General features: G+C 68.3%; 14 protein-coding genes. 7 read left to right on the top strand and 7 right to left on the bottom strand.

All coding sequences use genetic code 11. From position 1 onward, the window contains the following. The 4 genes from EOD42_RS21900 to EOD42_RS21915 all read left to right on the top strand — a co-directional run bounded on the left by EOD42_RS21900 (position 1) and on the right by EOD42_RS21915 (position 3,765). Complete coding sequence (locus tag EOD42_RS21900) at positions 1 to 1,155, top strand: acyl-CoA dehydrogenase family protein (protein ID WP_127789723.1); 1,155 nt, start codon at positions 1 to 3, stop codon at positions 1,153 to 1,155. Beyond that, positions 1,152 to 1,946, top strand: a complete 795-nt coding sequence (locus EOD42_RS21905; protein ID WP_164868071.1) for an alpha/beta fold hydrolase — start codon at positions 1,152 to 1,154, stop codon at positions 1,944 to 1,946. The genes EOD42_RS21900 and EOD42_RS21905 overlap by 4 nt, the downstream gene beginning before the upstream one ends. After that, positions 1,943 to 3,097 carry a CaiB/BaiF CoA transferase family protein gene (locus EOD42_RS21910; protein WP_127789725.1) on the top strand — a complete coding sequence of 385 codons (1,155 nt, stop codon included), beginning with the start codon at positions 1,943 to 1,945 and terminating at the stop codon, positions 3,095 to 3,097. Before EOD42_RS21905 ends, EOD42_RS21910 begins: the two co-directional genes overlap by 4 nt. Before the next feature lie 92 nt (positions 3,098 to 3,189). Then, entirely contained in the window at positions 3,190 to 3,765 is a 576-nt protein-coding gene (locus EOD42_RS21915) for a manganese efflux pump MntP (protein ID WP_127789726.1), read from the top strand. Between the two features lie 9 nt (positions 3,766 to 3,774). On the opposite strand, the gene EOD42_RS21920 is transcribed toward EOD42_RS21915, so the two are convergent. The 3 genes from EOD42_RS21920 to EOD42_RS21930 all read right to left on the bottom strand — a co-directional run bounded on the left by EOD42_RS21920 (position 3,775) and on the right by EOD42_RS21930 (position 6,561). After that, on the bottom strand, positions 3,775 to 4,374 hold the full coding sequence (locus tag EOD42_RS21920) for a hypothetical protein (RefSeq protein WP_127789727.1): 600 nt from the start codon (positions 4,372 to 4,374) through the stop codon (positions 3,775 to 3,777). Positions 4,375 to 4,492: 118 nt separating this feature from the next. Beyond that, positions 4,493 to 5,827, bottom strand: coding sequence for an ATP-binding protein (locus tag EOD42_RS21925; RefSeq protein WP_127789728.1), 1,335 nt, complete (start codon positions 5,825 to 5,827; stop codon positions 4,493 to 4,495). Next, positions 5,824 to 6,561 carry a response regulator gene (locus EOD42_RS21930; RefSeq protein ID WP_276318164.1) on the bottom strand — a complete coding sequence of 246 codons (738 nt, stop codon included), beginning with the start codon at positions 6,559 to 6,561 and terminating at the stop codon, positions 5,824 to 5,826. Before EOD42_RS21930 ends, EOD42_RS21925 begins: the two co-directional genes overlap by 4 nt. Before the next feature lie 267 nt (positions 6,562 to 6,828). Here EOD42_RS21930 and EOD42_RS21935 point away from each other — a divergent pair, with 267 nt between their 5' ends. Next, complete coding sequence (locus EOD42_RS21935) at positions 6,829 to 7,749, top strand: cation diffusion facilitator family transporter (protein WP_127789729.1); 921 nt, start codon at positions 6,829 to 6,831, stop codon at positions 7,747 to 7,749. Between the two features lie 158 nt (positions 7,750 to 7,907). Next, positions 7,908 to 8,648 carry a DUF2726 domain-containing protein gene (locus EOD42_RS21940; RefSeq protein WP_127789730.1) on the top strand — a complete coding sequence of 247 codons (741 nt, stop codon included), beginning with the start codon at positions 7,908 to 7,910 and terminating at the stop codon, positions 8,646 to 8,648. A gap of 890 nt (positions 8,649 to 9,538) precedes the next feature. On the opposite strand, the gene EOD42_RS21945 is transcribed toward EOD42_RS21940, so the two are convergent. Genes EOD42_RS21945 through EOD42_RS21960 form a run of 4 tightly spaced genes read right to left on the bottom strand, consistent with a single transcriptional unit; the run spans position 9,539 to position 14,568 of the window. Continuing rightward, positions 9,539 to 11,161 (bottom strand): dipeptide ABC transporter ATP-binding protein, encoded by a 1,623-nt coding sequence (locus tag EOD42_RS21945; RefSeq protein ID WP_127789731.1) that lies wholly within the window; start codon positions 11,159 to 11,161, stop codon positions 9,539 to 9,541. Then, complete coding sequence (locus EOD42_RS21950; protein ID WP_127789732.1) at positions 11,151 to 11,972, bottom strand: ABC transporter permease; 822 nt, start codon at positions 11,970 to 11,972, stop codon at positions 11,151 to 11,153. Before EOD42_RS21950 ends, EOD42_RS21945 begins: the two co-directional genes overlap by 11 nt. Further along, positions 11,972 to 12,940 (bottom strand): ABC transporter permease, encoded by a 969-nt coding sequence (locus EOD42_RS21955; protein WP_127789733.1) that lies wholly within the window; start codon positions 12,938 to 12,940, stop codon positions 11,972 to 11,974. Before EOD42_RS21955 ends, EOD42_RS21950 begins: the two co-directional genes overlap by 1 nt. A gap of 5 nt (positions 12,941 to 12,945) precedes the next feature. Next, on the bottom strand, positions 12,946 to 14,568 hold the full coding sequence (locus tag EOD42_RS21960; protein WP_127789734.1) for an ABC transporter substrate-binding protein: 1,623 nt from the start codon (positions 14,566 to 14,568) through the stop codon (positions 12,946 to 12,948). Positions 14,569 to 14,959: 391 nt separating this feature from the next. On the opposite strand from EOD42_RS21960, the gene EOD42_RS21965 reads away from it, so the two are divergent. Next, positions 14,960 to 16,279 carry an NtaA/DmoA family FMN-dependent monooxygenase gene (locus EOD42_RS21965; RefSeq protein WP_127789735.1) on the top strand — a complete coding sequence of 440 codons (1,320 nt, stop codon included), beginning with the start codon at positions 14,960 to 14,962 and terminating at the stop codon, positions 16,277 to 16,279. Positions 16,280 to 16,282: the final 3 nt, after the last annotated feature.

The following is a 16,282-nucleotide window of genomic DNA, read 5'->3' on the forward strand; positions in this document are numbered from 1 at the left end:
ATGGATTTCGAACTGCCCGAGGAACTGCGCCTGATGCAGGAGCAGATCCGCCGCTTCGTGGACAAGGAGATCATCCCCACCGAGCGCGACGCCTACGAAGGCCCGGACATGAAGCCCGAGGTGCGCGCGAAGCTGGAGGCCCAGATGAAGGAGATGGGCTACTGGCTCATCACCGTGCCGGAGGAATATGGCGGGCTCGGCATGGGCCTGCTGGCCCGCGTGCTGCTGTGGGAGGAAATGGGCCGCACCATCGCCATCCCCGCCCGCAAGACGCAGATCTTCGGCCCCGAGCCCAGCCCCATCCTGTTCCAGCTCAATGAGGAACAGCGCAAGGACTACCTCTACCCCGTGATCTCGGGCGAGAAGGATTGCTGCTTCGCGCTTACCGAGCCCGATGCCGGCAGCGACCCGGCGGCCATCCGCTCCACCGCGGTGCGTGAGGGCGATTACTACGTCATCAACGGCTACAAGCGCTTCATCACCAACGCGCAGCACGCGGATTTCGTGCAGCTGCTGGTCTCCACCGACAAGTCCAAGGGCGCGCGCGGCATCTCGGCCTTCCTGGTCGACATGGACACGCCGGGTGTGTCCATCGTGCGCGCCCAGCAGACCATGATGGATGACGAGCCCTGCGAGCTCGCCTTCGACAATGTGCGGGTCCATGTGTCGAAACTGATCGGGCGCGAGGGCGACGGCTTCAAGCTGGCGCAGGACTGGATCAACACCGGCCGCATCCGCCATGGCGCGCGCGGCCTCGGCGTCATGCGCCGCTGCCTGGAAATGGGCACCGACTACGCCAAGCAGCGCGAGACCTTCGGCAAGAAGCTCGCGGACCGGCAGGCGGTGCAGTGGATGCTGGTCGACACGCATCTGGACCTGGAGCAGCTGCGCCTCGCGGTCTATCGCGCCGCCTGGCGCTATGACCAGGGCATGGATGTGCGGCACGACGCCTTCGCGGTGAAGATGCTGGGCGACCGCCTCTCCTTCCAGGCGGCGGACCGCTGCCTGCAGATCCATGGCGGCATCGGCTTCACCAAGGAACTGCCCATCGAGAAGTTCTGGCGCGACCAGCGCAGCATGATGGTGACCGAAGGCCCCGAGGAAGTGCTGCGCATGAGCCTGGCGCGGCATGTGCTGGACCACTACGCGCCGTGACCGCCGTCAGCCAGACGATCGACCTGCCGGGCGGGCGCATCGCCTGGCTGGAAAGCGGTGAGGGCCCGCCCCTGCTGCTGGTGCACGGCATCGGCGGCGAGGCCGGCGCCTGGACGCATCAGCTGGGCAGCCTGTCGGCAGGCCGGCGAGTGCTGGCCTGGGATGCGCCGGGCTATGGCGGCTCCGCGCCGCTGGCCGGGTCAGGCCATGTGGACCGGCTGCTGGAATGGCTGGATGCGCTGAAGATCACGCGCCTGGATGCGGTGGGCCATTCCCTGGGCGCGATCTTCCTGGCCCTCCTGGCCCGGGCGCGCCCCGGCCTGCTGCGCCGGGTGGTGCTGCTGCACCCCATGGCGGGCATGGGCGCCCTGCCGGCCGAGGAGCGCGAGGCCCTGCGCCTGGCCCGCATCGAGGAGCTGCGCGAGCTGGGCCCCGACGGCTTCGCCGCCTTGCGCGGCGGCGCCATCCTGGGCCGGGCGGCCTCCGACACCGCCCGCGCGCGCGCCATCGCCGTGATGGCGGCCGTGCCCGCCGCCGGCTACCTCGCGGCGTGGGAGGCGCTGGTGGCGGCCGACATCATGCCGCTGCTGCCTGCCCTGTCGGGCCCCGCGCTGGTCATCAGCGGCGAGGACGACAAGGGCTCCCCGCCCGAACTCGGCCGCCGGATCGCCGCGGCCCTGCCCCGCGCCGGCTTCTTCCTGATGCCCGGCGTGGGCCATTACGCCCCCATCGAGGCGCCGGCGGCGCTCGACGAGCTGCTGCTCGCCTTCCTGAACGAGGACACTCCATGACCCTGCCCGCCGAAACCCTGCTGCCCGGGCTGCAGGTCGTCGAGCTGACGACGATGATCACCGGCTCGCTGGCCGGCATGATGCTGGCCGATCTCGGCGCGGATGTGATCAAGGTGGAGAACCCGGAGGGCGGCGACCCGTTCCGCAGCTTCCGCGGCGGCCTCTACAGCCCGCATTTCTGCGGCTACAACCGCAACAAGCGCAGCGTCACGCTCGATCTGCGCGCAGAGGAAGGCAAGGCGGCGCTGGCGGCGCTGATCGCGCGCGCGGATGTGCTGATCTGCAATTTCCGCCCCGGCGTGCTGGACCGGCTGGGCTTCTCGGATGCGCGGCTGGAGGAGCTGAACCCCGGGCTCATCGCCTGCCACATCTCGGGCTTCGGCGCGGATGGCCCCTATGCGGCGCGCCCCGCCTATGACGCGGTGGCCCAGGCCATCGCCGGCATGTCCAGCCTGTTCCTGGACCCCGAGGCGCCCAAGATCGCGGGCCCCACCATCTCGGACAACGTGACCGGCTTCTACGCCTGCTACGGCATCATGGGCGCGCTGCTGGCGCGCCAGCAGAGCGGGCGCGGGCGGCGGGTCGATGTGAACATGCTGGAATCGACGGTGGCCTTCATGCCGGACCCCTATGGCTACTTCAACCAGATGGGCCTGGTTTCCGACCCGCAGCTGCGCACGCGCACCTCGCAGTCCTACGCCTTCCGTTGCCGGGATGGGCGGCTGCTGACGATCCACCTGTCGTCCCAGCAGAAGTTCTGGGAGCAGTTCGTGGCCGTCACCGGCCTGGCCGGGCTGCTGGATGACCCGCTGGCGGCCACCCGCAACCTGCGCATCGAGAATTACGACCACATCCTGCGCACCGCCGCCCCGGTCTTCGCGGAAAAGACCCTGGCCGAATGGCTGGAGGCACTGAAGGCCACCGACCTGCCCTATGCGCAGATCTATTCGGTGGATGAGGTGGCGGGCGACGAGCAGGTCCGGCATCTCGGCACCTTCCGCCAGGTGACGCACCCTGAAATGGGCGAACTGACGGAAATCCGCCGCGCCGTCAGCTTCGATGGTTCCCGCGAGGACCAGCCCAGCCGCCCGCCCCCGATGCTGGGCGAGCACACGGCGGAGGTGCTGGCGGAGCTGGGGCTGAAGGGCTGACCTGCATCACCAGCATAACTGAACAGCTGTTCATATGTTGACCTGATCCGGGCGGCACCGCTATCCCGGCGCTCCACCGCGCCGGACCCGCCATGACGCCCGCCACCATCGCCATGCTGTCCTTCAGCATGTCGGCAGACGCCTTCGCAGCCTCACTGGCGAAGGGTGCCTCGCTGGACCGTCCCCGCTTCACGGAGGCGCTGCGCACGGGGCTGGTCTTCGGCGTGGTAGAGGCGCTGACGCCGCTCATCGGCTGGGCGGCGGGCTTCGCCGCCAGCACCTACATCGAGGCGGTGGACCACTGGATCGCCTTCGGCCTGTTGCTGGCGATCGGCGGCCGGATGGTGCTGCAGGCGCTGGCCCCCGCCGCGCATGAGGAAGCGGCACGCCCGCGCCGACACAGCCTGGCCGTGCTGATCACGACCGCCATCGCCACCAGCCTGGATGCCATGGCGGTCGGCGTCTCGCTGGCCTTCCTGGATGTGCACATCGCCCTGGTGGCCGGGGCCATCGGGCTCGCGACCTTCCTGATGGCCACGGCCGGCATCCTGATCGCCCGGCATGTGGGCCAGCGGCTGGGCCGCTGGGCCGAGGGGATGGGCGGCCTCTGCCTCATCGGCATCGGCTGCGCCATCCTCATTGAACATCTGGGGCTGCTCGGGGCCTGACGGCCAGGATCAGCGCGCCGAGACCATCTGCCGCGCCTCGATCTGGGCCGCGCGCCAGGAGAAGACATGCGCTGCCATGATGCCGTTGGTGTGCTCGACCTCGGAGCGCACGGGCGTGCCGGTGCGGGTGTCCACCCACAGCGTCTGTCGGTAGCGGTACAGCGTGTCCATGATGTGGAAGACGCGCTCCACACGCATCGCCTCGAATTCACCCGCGGGTGTCGAGACGCGCTCCACCCCCGGCACCGACCAGCTTTCCTGCACGCGGTTCGGGATATGGCCGATGGCGGAGTGGCTGAAATAGGTGAAGCTGGCCTGGGCGGGCTGGCGGCTGCCGAAGGCGGTGTTCAGCATGCGCTCCAGCTCCGGGCGGCCGTTGCGATAGAAGGCCTCGCCCGTCGACCAGTAGCCCAGCAGCCGCTGCGTGCCCGTGGTCGTCGCGCACACGAAGGGCGCCTGGGTGCCGGCACGATAGGTGATGTCGTCACCGCGCGTGCGCTCCAGCGAACTGCCGGCGGTGGGGCAGTTGTAGCCCCCGGCGGCCTGCTGGGCGAAACCAAGGGCCGGCACGCTGGCCAGCACACCGGCGAGCATCGCAACACGGAACATTCTTCTTCTCTCCTGTCCTGAGCCCCGGGCCGCTGCCCGGAACATCGACAGACTAGAGAGCGGCGCATGTCGTGGTTTCTCATCGCGCGACATGTTTTTGCGCCGCTGACACGAAACGTCATACGGCGGCCAAGGGCAGTTCCACGACCGCCGTCAGCCCCCCGCCGCGCCGGTTGCGCAGGCGCAGCGTGCCGCCCTCGGCCTCCACCGCGCGGCGCGCGATGGTCAGGCCCAGCCCCACCCCGCCGGTGGCGCGGTTGCGGCTGGCCTCCAGCCGGCGGAACGGCTCGAACACCACTTCCTGCGCGGCCTCCGGGATGCCGGGCCCGCGATCCGACACCTCCACCCGCAGCGAGGCCCCGGCCTCGATCAGCCGCACCTCGGCGCTGCCGCCATAGGCCAGCGCATTGCCCAGCAGATTGCCCAGCGCCCGGCGCATCGCGACCGGCCGCAACGCGGTGACGGCCTGCTCGGGCCCGCTGTAGGTGACGGCCTCTCCCGCATCGGCGGCGTCATCGCACAGCGTCCGCAGCACGGTGGCGAGGTCGGTCGGGCGCGGTGCCTCCGCGTCACGGCCGTCGCGCATGTACAGCAGCGTCGCCTCCACCATCGCCGCCATGTCATCGAGGTTGGCATCGACCCTTTCGCGCGTGACGCCGTTCTCGATGAAGCCCGCGACCAGGCGCAGCCGGGTGATGGGCGTGCGCAGATCATGCGAGACGGCGGCCAGCGCCTGGGTGCGGTCATCCAGCAGGCGGCGGATCCGGTCCTGCATGGCGTTGAAGGCGCGGGCGGCCTGGCGGATCTCGGCCGGGCCCGATTCGGCGATGCGCACCGCGGCACCGTCGCGCCCGATGCGGTCGGCCGCGGCCGAGAGTTCGCGCAGCGGCTGCGTCAGGCCCCGCATCACCACCACGGAGACGATGGCGATCACGAGGGCCATGGTCGCCAGGGCCGCGAAGCCGTCCGGGTCGAAGGGCGTGGCCTCCGCATGGCGGAACATGGGGGCGGCGAAGGCGACATAGCCCGCGGCATCCACCGGCAGGGCACCCACCAGCAGGTGGCGCGTCGTGCTGTCGGCCCAGTCCAGACGCACATCGGTCAATTCGGGCGCGTGGCGCAGCAGCAGGCGGCGAAAGCCGCTCAGCGACGCCTCGGTGCCGGCCTGGTCGGGCGGGGCCGCGCCCTCGCGCCAGTGCAGTTCCAGCCCCGGGCCCGACAGCGCATGGGCGGCCGCGTCCCGCCCTTCGGCGCGGATCGAGGCGAGGGCCCGCCAGACCTGGCGCAGGTCGGTGGCGATCACCTGCTCCCGCACCGTCTGCTGGCGGCCGCGCAGCGAGGCCTCATGAATCCAGACACTGGCCACATGCAGCGCGAGCAGCCCCGCGAGCAGCGCGAGCGTGGCCCGCCCCGCCAGCTTGTCGGGCCATATCCAGGACAGCGCGCGCTTCACAGGCGCATCACCTCGCCCACGAAGATATAGCCCGCCCCGCGCACCGTCTTGATGAGGTTGGGCGCGCCGCTGGGCTCGATCTTGCGGCGCAGGCGGCTGACCTGGACATCCACGCTGCGGTCGAAGGCATCGCCCAGCCGGCGGTGGGCCGCCTCCATCAGCTGGTCCCGGCCCAGGACGCGCTGCGGATTGGCCAGGAAGGCCATGAGCAGGTCGAACTCCGTCGCCGACAGGTCGATCAGCACGCCCTTGGGCGAGACGAGCTCCCGCCGGCCGATGCTCAGTACCCACCCCTCGAAGCCGAGCGCCAGGGAGTTGACGGCGGGCGACGGGCTTTCGGGGGTGGCCCCAACCCGGCGCAGCACGGCGCGCAGCCGGGCCACCAGCTCCCGCCGGCCGAAGGGCTTGGCGATGTAGTCGTCCGCGCCGAATTCCAGGCCCAGCACCCGGTCCGTCTCATCCCCCAGCGCGGTGAGCAGCACCACGGGCAGGCTGGAGGACGCGCGGAGGTCCTTGAGTAGATCAATGCCCGAGGCACCAGGCAGCATGATGTCCAGCAGCACCAGATCGATGGCGGCGGAGGGTGCCGCGAGATACCGGCGCATCTGGCGGCCATCGCCCACCGACGTCACCAGAAAGCCGCTGTCGCGCAGGTGGCAGGACAGCAGGTGCCGCATCTCGGCATCGTCCTCGACGACCAGGATGTGGCGGGGTTGCTCGATACTACCCCACACGGCCTTGCCCTGCGGTCGGCATGTCGGGGGTGGCGGGGCGGCGAGATTTATGGACGAACTGTAATCTTATCATCCGCGCCTGATAGCAGGCCCACCATGCCGCTGCATATCAGTTGATGACAAAGCATGTCGTCACCTGCCTGCCGCCTGGGCAGGCCCATCGGCACGTCACGCCACAGGACCGGCACGCGGCGGTGCGAGGACGATTGACGAGGCAGGTATAAGCGACGGAATACTCGTCAAGATTGCATGACGGAGCCCTGACGCTTGTCCCACGCAACATCGCCACAGCCGGGCACGCCGAACCCGGAGGCCCTGAAGGGCGAGCAGGCCATCCTGACCGGCTGCCTGCTGGATGCCGGGATCTGGGCCATCACGATGGTCGCGGCACTCTGGGGCAATTCGCTGACGCTGCTGGGCGAATGCGTGCGCGGCGGGCTGCTGATCCTGCTGGAGGTGGTGCTGCTGATGCTGCTGCGCCGGATCAACCGGGGCACCATCGCCGATTACGACTACGGCACCCGGAAGCTGGAGCAATTCGCCAATCTGGTGGTGGGCATCGCCATGGGGCTCGGCGCGCTGTGGCTGCTGTCCGGCATGATCCAGCGCGTGGGGGTGGTGCAGGAGCAATCGGCGGCCGGCATGGCCATGGGCGCGGCGGCGGGGCTGGCCAACCTGGCGATCAACACGTGGGTGTTCCTGCTGCTGTGGCGCGCGAGCCGGAACGCCACCTCCATCATCGTGAACGGGCAGTTGATGTCGCGACTGTCGAAGGTGATCTCCTCGGCGCTGGTGGCGGTGGCGGTGCTGGTCAATGCCTGGCTGGGGCCGGTGGGCATCGGCGGCTGGGCGGACCTGGCGGGCACGACCGTGGTGATCGTGGTGATGCTGACCTTCGGCGCACGGCTGATCCATGAGGCCCTTCCCCACCTGATCGACCGCGCGCTGAACGAGCGCCAGCAGGCCGCGATCAACCGCGCGCTGGCCGCGACCTTCGACAGCTATGACGAGCTGCTGGCGGTGCGGACGCGTACCCAGGGCAGCGATGCCTGGATCGAGATCGAGATCGGCTTCGCGCCCGATCGGCGGATGGGTGAGGTACACGCGCTGTCGCAGCAGATCACGGCGCGGATCCAGAACCTGATCAAGGGCGCGCATATCCTGGTGATACCGCGGTCGATCGGGTAGCGGCCGGGCGCGTCGGGTATAGGCGCGCATTGTCGGAAGGGGTGTGTTGTGCCCCGAACGGTTTTTCATTGTTGAACGGGCGCGGATCATGCGCCCGTATTGCTTTCACGCCCGGCGCTACTGATGACTTGCTGATCGCAGGAAGTTAACATTGCGCAATGTCACCTAACACAGCTGTCCTCATCGCGGACCCCGTACTGGCGATCGGCCTGCTGCTCATGGGCGTGTTCATCGGCCTGACCATCGCGCGTGTCCGTTCGAGAATCCGTCGGCACACGTGGCGAAGGCGAGAGGCACGACATTGGAACAGGGGAGCCGGTTCGCTCGGCTCGCTCAGGCAGCCCACGGCTCCCAGGGTGGAACTGCCGCCGTCACGCCCCACGGACTCTGCCGACCAATTGCGCGTCGTCATGTCCGCGGATTTTGCTATCCAGCCGCTCCTCAACAAAAGCGAGGGACGCGTTCTGAAGGAGCTGGAACGCTTTGTGGAAGACTTCAATCCGCGCTGGCAGGTCATGGCGCAGGTTTCCCTGGGCGAGATCCTGAGCTGTAAAGACGCCTCCGCCTATGCCTGCATCAATTCGAAAAGGGTCGATCTTCTGCTGATCGACGACCAGTTCCTGCCTCGCCACGCCATCGAGTATCAGGGTTTCGGACATTACCAGGGCAGTGCGGCAGCGCGCGACGCCATCAAGAAGGAAGCGCTGCGCCGCGCCGGTATCGGGTACCACGAAGTGGTGGCCGGCCAGACCACGCCGTCCGAGCTCCGGCGACTTGTGGAGAGGCTCGTGATCCGGCCGTTGCCCCAGATCATGCCGGGACCTGTGCCGCCGGCTTCTCAGCTGCCCCAACTCGATCAGACGCCATCAGCGGGATCACGAGCGCCAGAAGCCGATTGAGCGGCGCATGCGCCTGCCCGATGTCATGTTCCTTCATTTACCCACGGACTTGCCCACAGCCGTTCCACAGGGCTGCCTCCGGCGCTGCGCCGCAGCGTGGTTCGAGCCGCTGCATGTCAAGCCGGGCCCATGACCACAGGGGAGGCGATCCGGTCGGTGCCTGAATAGTCCCCAAGAACAGATCAGGGACGCGGCTTACGCCGCGGATCGCCAGCCTGGATACGGACGCGACCTTGATCGCGCGCAGGCCGATGGCGCCGCATTCCATGCGCGGAAACGACCACCGGAAAGTCGCTATGCCGAGGTGAATTCCGTTTCGACGGTCTTCAGATGGGGATCGGGCGCTCCCCCGCCGGCAGCACTGCCTCACATCGCGCGACGGGCCGGGTGGCGCAGGTGCTGCGCGTTCAGGCGCGGTGCGCTGGAGCAGAATCGGCTGGCTGTGCTCGCTCGATCGCGAAGCCGGCCAATCAAGAAGTGAGGGAACTGGCGGTGCTGGCAGTCGCGAGCGAACCCGTCTGGTGCCGGCTTTCCCTGCAAACAGGAAAAATAACAGCGAATATGGCAGATATGCGCAAGAAATTCAGACGGAACGCCAAACAATTCCACAGAAAATCAGTTAGATAGGGTAGTTTTCCCTAACGCATCTATCAGGGAACCTGCGGGCACCATGCAGGGACTATTGCATGCGCGATCAGGGAAGCCGCATGTTCGCAACGTGGTTGGTAGGCAGTTACCGGCACCCACTGAAGCCATGCTCGCAAAAATGCGGGCGAAGATCGGTACCGCCCATTTCGTTGAGGCGCCGGGTAGAGCCCATAACCCGCCGCATCCGCGTCCCTCGCGTGGTCAGCGTGCTGATCGCCGACAAGGTATCCAAATCATCCCGGCTATACCGAGGCCGGACTGCACTCCGCGGCCGGCACGGTATCGGGTATCGGGCGGGGCACCGCACTCAACAGCGCCCGGCTGTATGCCTCCGCCGGCCGAAGGAAAACACCCTCAACCGGTCCCTGCTCGACGACGCGGCCATGGCGCAGCACCGTGACGGTGTCCGCAAACTGCCGAACTAGCGCCAGGTCGTGCGAGACGAAAAGGTAGGTGAGCCCCAGCCGGCGTTGCAGGTCGCACAGCACCTCCACAATGCCCGCCTGCACGGTCACGTCGAGCGCGGAGGTGGGTTCGTCGAGCACCAGGATCTTCGGCTGCAGCACCAAGGCGCGCGCGATAGCTACCCGCTGGCGCTGTCCGCCCGACAGCTTGCCCGGCCGGCGGTCGAGTAGGCTTTCCGCAAGGCCCACCGCGGTCAGGGCCTCGTGCAACCGCTCCTCCCGCTCCCGGCGGGTGCCAATGCCGTAACGGTCCAGCGGTTCGCGGATGATGCCCCGTACCGTCCAAGTTGGGTCGAGCGAGGTGAAGGGATTCTGGTACACGAGCTGAAGGTCCCGGCGCAGGGCGCGTAGCGCCTCCCGGGAACGGCCCTGCACGGGCTGCCCGTCCACCTCGATCGCACCGGCATCCGGGCTGTCCAGCCCGAGCAGCAGCCGCGCCAGCGTAGTCTTGCCGGAACCCGACTCCCCCACCAGCGCATGGGTGCTGCCGGCTGCGACCTCGAAGGAGACATCGTCCACGGCTCGGATGGCGCGGCCATCGGCATGGAAAGTCCTGGAGACAGAACGGAAGCGGATCGCGGTGACACCGGCGTCCGCGGTTTGGCCGGTGATCCTAAACCTGTCGGGGTTGAGCGCCGGCACGTCGGCCTGGAGTTGGCGCGCATAGGCGGAACGGGGCGCGCGGAAGATGGCCGAGGACGTCCCTGCCTCCTGAACGGCGCCATCCTTCAGCACCACCACATCCTCCGCGCGCTCCGCTGCGATGGCCAGGTCGTGGGTGATCAGCAGCAGACCGAGGCCGAGCGAGCCGCGCAGATCGTCCAGCAGGTCCAGAATGTGCTTCTGGATCGTGACATCCAGGGCCGAGGTCGGCTCGTCGGCCACGATCAGCGCCGGCCGTGGCAGCACGGCCAGGCCGATCAGCACCCGCTGCAGCATGCCGCCCGACAGCTCATGCGGATAAGCCCGGTAGATGCGCTCCGGCTCCGCGAGGCCGACCCGGGCGAAGATGTCGAGGATCGCCTGGCGCTCGGCCGCGCTGTCGCCCGGCCCCAACAGCCGCGCAGCCTCATGCGCCTGGGAGCCGATACTGCGGACCGGGTTCAGCGCATTCTGCGGGTCCTGCGGGACGAAGCCGATGGTGCGTCCGCGCAGTTGGCGGAAGTGGCGTTCCGGCAGCGCCAACAGCTCCGTGCCATTGAGTTCGATGCGGCCCGTGGCCCGGGCGTGGCCAGGCAGCAGGCCGAGCACCGCCTTGGCGATGGTGGACTTTCCCGAGCCGGATTCCCCGATCAGCGCCAGCGCCTTTCCGGCCGCCAGGCCGAAGCCGACCTGGTGCACGACCTGCTGGCGCCCATAGCGCACGGAAAGATCGGCAACGCGGAGCAGTTCAGTCGTCATGGCGGATCCATCGGCTGATGCGGTTCACCGCCAGCACCGTCACCACGATGACGCCGGCCGGCAGGAAGACGAGCCAGGGTGAGCTGGGATAATCCTTGCCGCTGGCGACCAGCAGCCCCCAGTCCGCCGCCGGCGGCGGGTCGCCGTAGCCCAGGAAGGCCAGCCCCGCGATCGTCAGGATCGAGGTGCCGAAATGCAGCACCGCGAGCGCCAGCACCGACCGGCTGGAATTGGGCAGCACATGGCGCAACAGTACATGCCAGCGCGACCCGCCCAGCAGGCCCGATGCCTCGACGAAGACGGCGCTGCCGGTCTTCAGCACCTCCGAGCGCATGACCCGGGCGAAGACCGCGACGGAGGACACGCCGGTGGCGATGGCGATGTTGGTTGTCTCGAAGCCGAAGGCGCTGACGATCAGCACCGCGAGCAGGAAGTTCGGAATGGCCAGCAGCACATCCACGAGGCGCGCCATCACGGTGTCGACCCAGCCGCCCAGGAAGCCCGCGAGCAGCCCGATCAGCCCCCCGGCCAGCAACCCCACCGCGACGGCAAGGGCCGCACTGGTTACGGACGCCCAGGTGCCGTGCACAACCCGCGCCAACAGGTCACGGCCCAGGTGGTCGGTGCCGAACCAATAGCGCAGCGAGGGCGGCAACAGCTTCTGCGAGGTGTCGCCGACATAGGGGTCGAACTGCGTGAACAGCCCGGGAAACAGCGACCAGGCCAGCACCACGGCAAGGACGAGGAAAGAGAGGACGACACTGCCCGGCAGGCTGGGTGCGGACAGGCGAGGCAGGGCGATGCCGGCCATCAGGCGGCATCCCCGGCCGTACCGCGCCGGCGCCGCAACCTCGGATCGAGCAGCGGATAGACCAGGTCCGCCAACAGGTTGACGGCCACGAACACGACCGCCGCCAGTGCCACCACGGCCAGCAGCACGGGAAAATCCTGTGCCGCCGCCGCGGACTGCACGAGCGAGCCGATGCCCTTCCGCCCGAAGATCGCCTCGGTGATCAGCGAGCCGCCCAGCAACTCGCCCACCGCCAGCGCGATCATGGTGACAACCGGCAGGGAGGAGGATTTCAGCTGGTGCCGGCGGAACAGGGCGCCCCGCGACAGCCCGCGCGAGCGCGCGACGGCGAAGTAGTCCTGCCGCGCCTCATGGTCGAGGTTGGTGATCAGCACCTCGGCGATCTGCGCGGAGACCGGCAGCCCCAGCGCCAATGCCGCGAAGAAGGTGGCGGCCGCGCTATCGGGGCTGGTGATGCGGAACAGGCCGAGTTGGAAGGCGAAGAGCTGGATCAGGAAAATGCCGATGATGAAGGTCGGCACCGCGAGCGACACGGCCGGGATGGAGCGCAGTATCCCCTGGCCCCAGCGCGGCGGCAGGTTCTGCGACCCGTAGGCCAGGGCGAAAGCCACCAGCAGCGCCACCGTCAGCGCGGAGGATGCCAGCACTAGGGTGGAGGGCAGCGCCTCCAGCACCAGTCCCGCAACCGGCAGGTTGGAGCGCAGCGAGATGCCGAGATCCCCGGTAACGAAGCGGGAGAAGGAGTTCCAGAGCTGTTCCGGCACCGGCCGGTCCAGCCCGTAATAGGCGATGATCGGCGCGATCTCGGCCTGCGAGAACCCGTTATCCGGGTCCAGCAGCATGTTGGTGATCGGGTCGCCCGGCAGGACATTGATGATCAGGAAGGTCGCCGTATAGGACAGCACGACGACGACCAGCGCCTGAACCAGCCTGCGCAGCAGAAACCCAAGGTATGACCGCGCCTTCATGGCCGTCAGCGCTCGAGCCAGGAGCCGTAGTAGAGCGGATAGGCGGCGCCGCTGTAGACCTCGCCCCGCAGCTTCGGCGACTGCACATAGATGCGCTGCAGCAGCTGGGAGGTCGGGATGAACAGCGCCTGTTCCAGCACATGCCGCTGCACGGCCCGCAGGGTTTCGGCGCGGGGCTCGCGGTCCACCGCGTTGGCGATCTCGGCGGCGTAGCGATTCAGCTCGTCGTTGGACTGCTCGTAGCGGAACAGGTCCTCGCCGCCGGGGCCGCTGGTCAGGATGTTCCCCACCACGCCGGCATCGAGGAAGCTGCGGCTGATCTCGATCAGCGGCACATTGTCGTTGCCGCGGACGCGGGCATTGTAGGTCGAGATGTCGACCACCTGCAGGTTCACCGAGATGCCGACCTGGCGCAGCTGCTGCGCGATCACCTCGTCCACCTGGCGGGAGGTGCTGACCCAGGGGCTGGCGAACAGGTTGAAGCGCAGCCGCTGGCCGTCCTTCACCCGGATGCCGTCGGGGCCCGGGCGCCAGCCGGCCTCCTCCAGCAGGCGCCTGGACTTCGCGGGGTCATGGGCCAGCAGCGCGCCCAGATCGGCGGCTTCCGGCACGTTGGATTGCAGGAAGGTCGTCACCGGCTTCCAGTCGCTTGTGAAGACGGTGTCCAGGATCTCCTGCCGGTTGATCGCGTGCTGGACCGCCTGCCGCACCTTCACGTCGGAGAAATGCGGCGCGCGGGTGTTGACCACGAAGCCGCTGACGAAACCCAGGCTCTCCGGCGCCACGACCTTCAGGCCACGGCCGCGCAGGGTGGCGAATTCCTGCGGCGCCACGTTCAGCACCACATCCGCCTGGCCGGCCTGCAGCGCGGAACCCCGGATGGAAGCATCGCGCACGACCTTGAAGGTGATGCGTTCCAGGCTCGCGGGGCCGGTGTGCTCTATCGCGCTGGGGCCCCAATTGTAGTCGGGGCGGCGCACCAGCACGACATTGTCGCCCTCCTGCCAGGAGCGCACGGTGAAGGGGCCGCTGCCGAGCTGCTTCGTCAGGTTGCCCAGCTCGTTCGGCCGCAGGTTGAGGCTGGAGACCGCGCGCAGCACCGCCTTGTGGTAGCCGAGCGTGGGGATGAAGCCGAGCGTGGGCGCGGAGAAGCGGACGCGCAGCGTATGGGCGTCGATCGCCTCGGCGGCGGTGTAGGTGCTGGAGGGAAACAGGCCGAGGCGGCCCACGCCGCGCGACGGGTCGCCCTTGGCCCACAGCTCGATATTGGCGGCGACCGCGGCCGCGTCGAGCGGCGTGCCGTCCGAGAAGGTGACGCCGCGCTTCAGGTGCAGCACGAATTCGGTCTGGGTCGGGTTCTCGTCCCAGCGTTCGGCGATCCAGCCCGTGGCGTGGCCGCGCGCGTCGACATGGACCAGCTTGTCGGCGATCTGGCCCCAGACGATGCCGGTATAGGTGTCGACTCGCTCATTCAGGCCCCAGCCGCTTTCGAGGCTGCTGAGCAGGAAAGTGACCTCACCGCCGTCACGGCGGGCTGTCTGTGCCCGGCCGTGCGCGGGCAGGCTGGAGGCAAGGGTGGTGGCGCCGATGCCCAACAGCTGGGCCAGCTTGCGTCTCTCGGTGTTCATCAGGGTGTCCTGGAATGGTCGATGCGGGTTGCAATGGCGCGGCGCGCCTAGAGGCCGGAGGTTCGACACCGGCAGGGGGGCGTGCAGACCAGGACGCTGTCGGTATCGGCTGTTAATTGCATCACTGAAATGTAGATTGATAATTCAGCGCACACAAGGTGCTATTTTGGATATGGCCTTTGCGGAAGACCTTGCAGGCTGATGGCTGTCCGCGGCAAAGCCGGCACTGCAAGCCAGTGACATAAACACGATTCATGTATGTGATTTTGGCAGCCACTCATCGGTCGCGGCGGATATTCCATCAGGCATGACTGTGGTAAGATCGCGGCATGCGCCAAAGGGCTGTTGCCCGCTGGCGCGACATCCCCCGTTGCTTGGACAGTGGAATCGCATGCCTCGCCAGGACCGCATCACCCTCGTCGCCTTCGCCGACCCGAACATGTTCCACAGCGGGAATCCGGCAGCACAGCGCCATCCCGACCGCTTCGGCATCGCGGGTTTCGCGGCCCATGCGAAGCTGGCGGAACGCGCGGGCTTCGATGCGATCTTCAAGCCGGATTTCCTTGGCCTGGACCAGGTGAAATCCGAGATGCGGCCCAGGGCCGGCTTCGAGCCGCTGACACTGCTGGCGGCGCTGTCGCAGCACACCAGCCGGCTCGGGCTGATCGTGACGGAATCGACCTCCTTCACCGAGCCCTACAATGTGGCGCGCTATTTCACCTCGCTCGACAATCTCAGCGGCGGCCGCGCGAGCTGGAATGTCGTCACCTCCTATTACGGCGAGGAGAATTTCGGCGACGGCAAGCTGCTGCCGCTGGCCGAACGCTATCGCAAGGCGGACGAGTACATGCAGGTCTCCTACCGGCTGTGGGATGGCTGGAAGGCGGGCTCGGTCTCCTGGTCCGAGGCCGGGCACCGTTTCGACGGCGACCTGGTCGAAAACGCAGATTTCGCGGGCGAGTATTTCCGGGTGAAGCAGGCGCTCGACATCCCGCCCGGGCCGCAGGGCCGCCCCGTGATCGTCCAGGCCGGCGCCTCGGAAGAAGGGCTGGATTTCGCCGCCCGGCACGCGGAAATCGTGTTCGCCGCCACGCCCGACCTGGACACCGCCATCCCCTTCTACCGCGACCTGAAGCGGCGTGTGGCCGAGCACGGCCGCGACCCGTCGACGCTTCGCATCCTGCCCGGGCTGAACATCTTCGTGGCCGGCACCGCCGCAGAGGCCGAGGCGATCTATCAGAGCCAGTTCACCGACAAGGCGCTGCTGAAGTACCGCGACAAGGTGGTGCGGGAGGCCCCGCTGTTCCGGCTCGACGGGCTGGATCTCGACGCACCCATCCCGGCCAGCGCCATCCCCTCCGAAGAGGAACTGAACCAGGTCGAGCGCCGGCGCAGCCGGGGCCTGCTGCTGCGCCGCTATTTCGCGCGGCCGGGCGCGACCCTGCGCGGCGTGCTGTCCCAGGTGTTCGAGTTCGGGCACCTGACGCTGATCGGGACCCCCGACAGCATTGCCGACGAACTGGCCGACTGGTTCGAGCGCCATGCCGCGGACGGCTTCGTGCTGAAGGGCGGCAATTCCTTTGCGGCGGTGGCCACCCAGGTGCTGCCCCTGCTGGAGCGGCGCGGCATCCTGCGCCGCCCCGCCGCGGGCCTGACCTTCCGCCAGGCCCTGTTCGACAACGTCGACCGGCGCCAGCCGGCCACCGCCTGACGG

The sequence above is a fragment of the Rhodovarius crocodyli genome, from assembly GCF_004005855.1.
Lineage (GTDB): Bacteria > Pseudomonadota > Alphaproteobacteria > Acetobacterales > Acetobacteraceae > Rhodovarius > Rhodovarius crocodyli.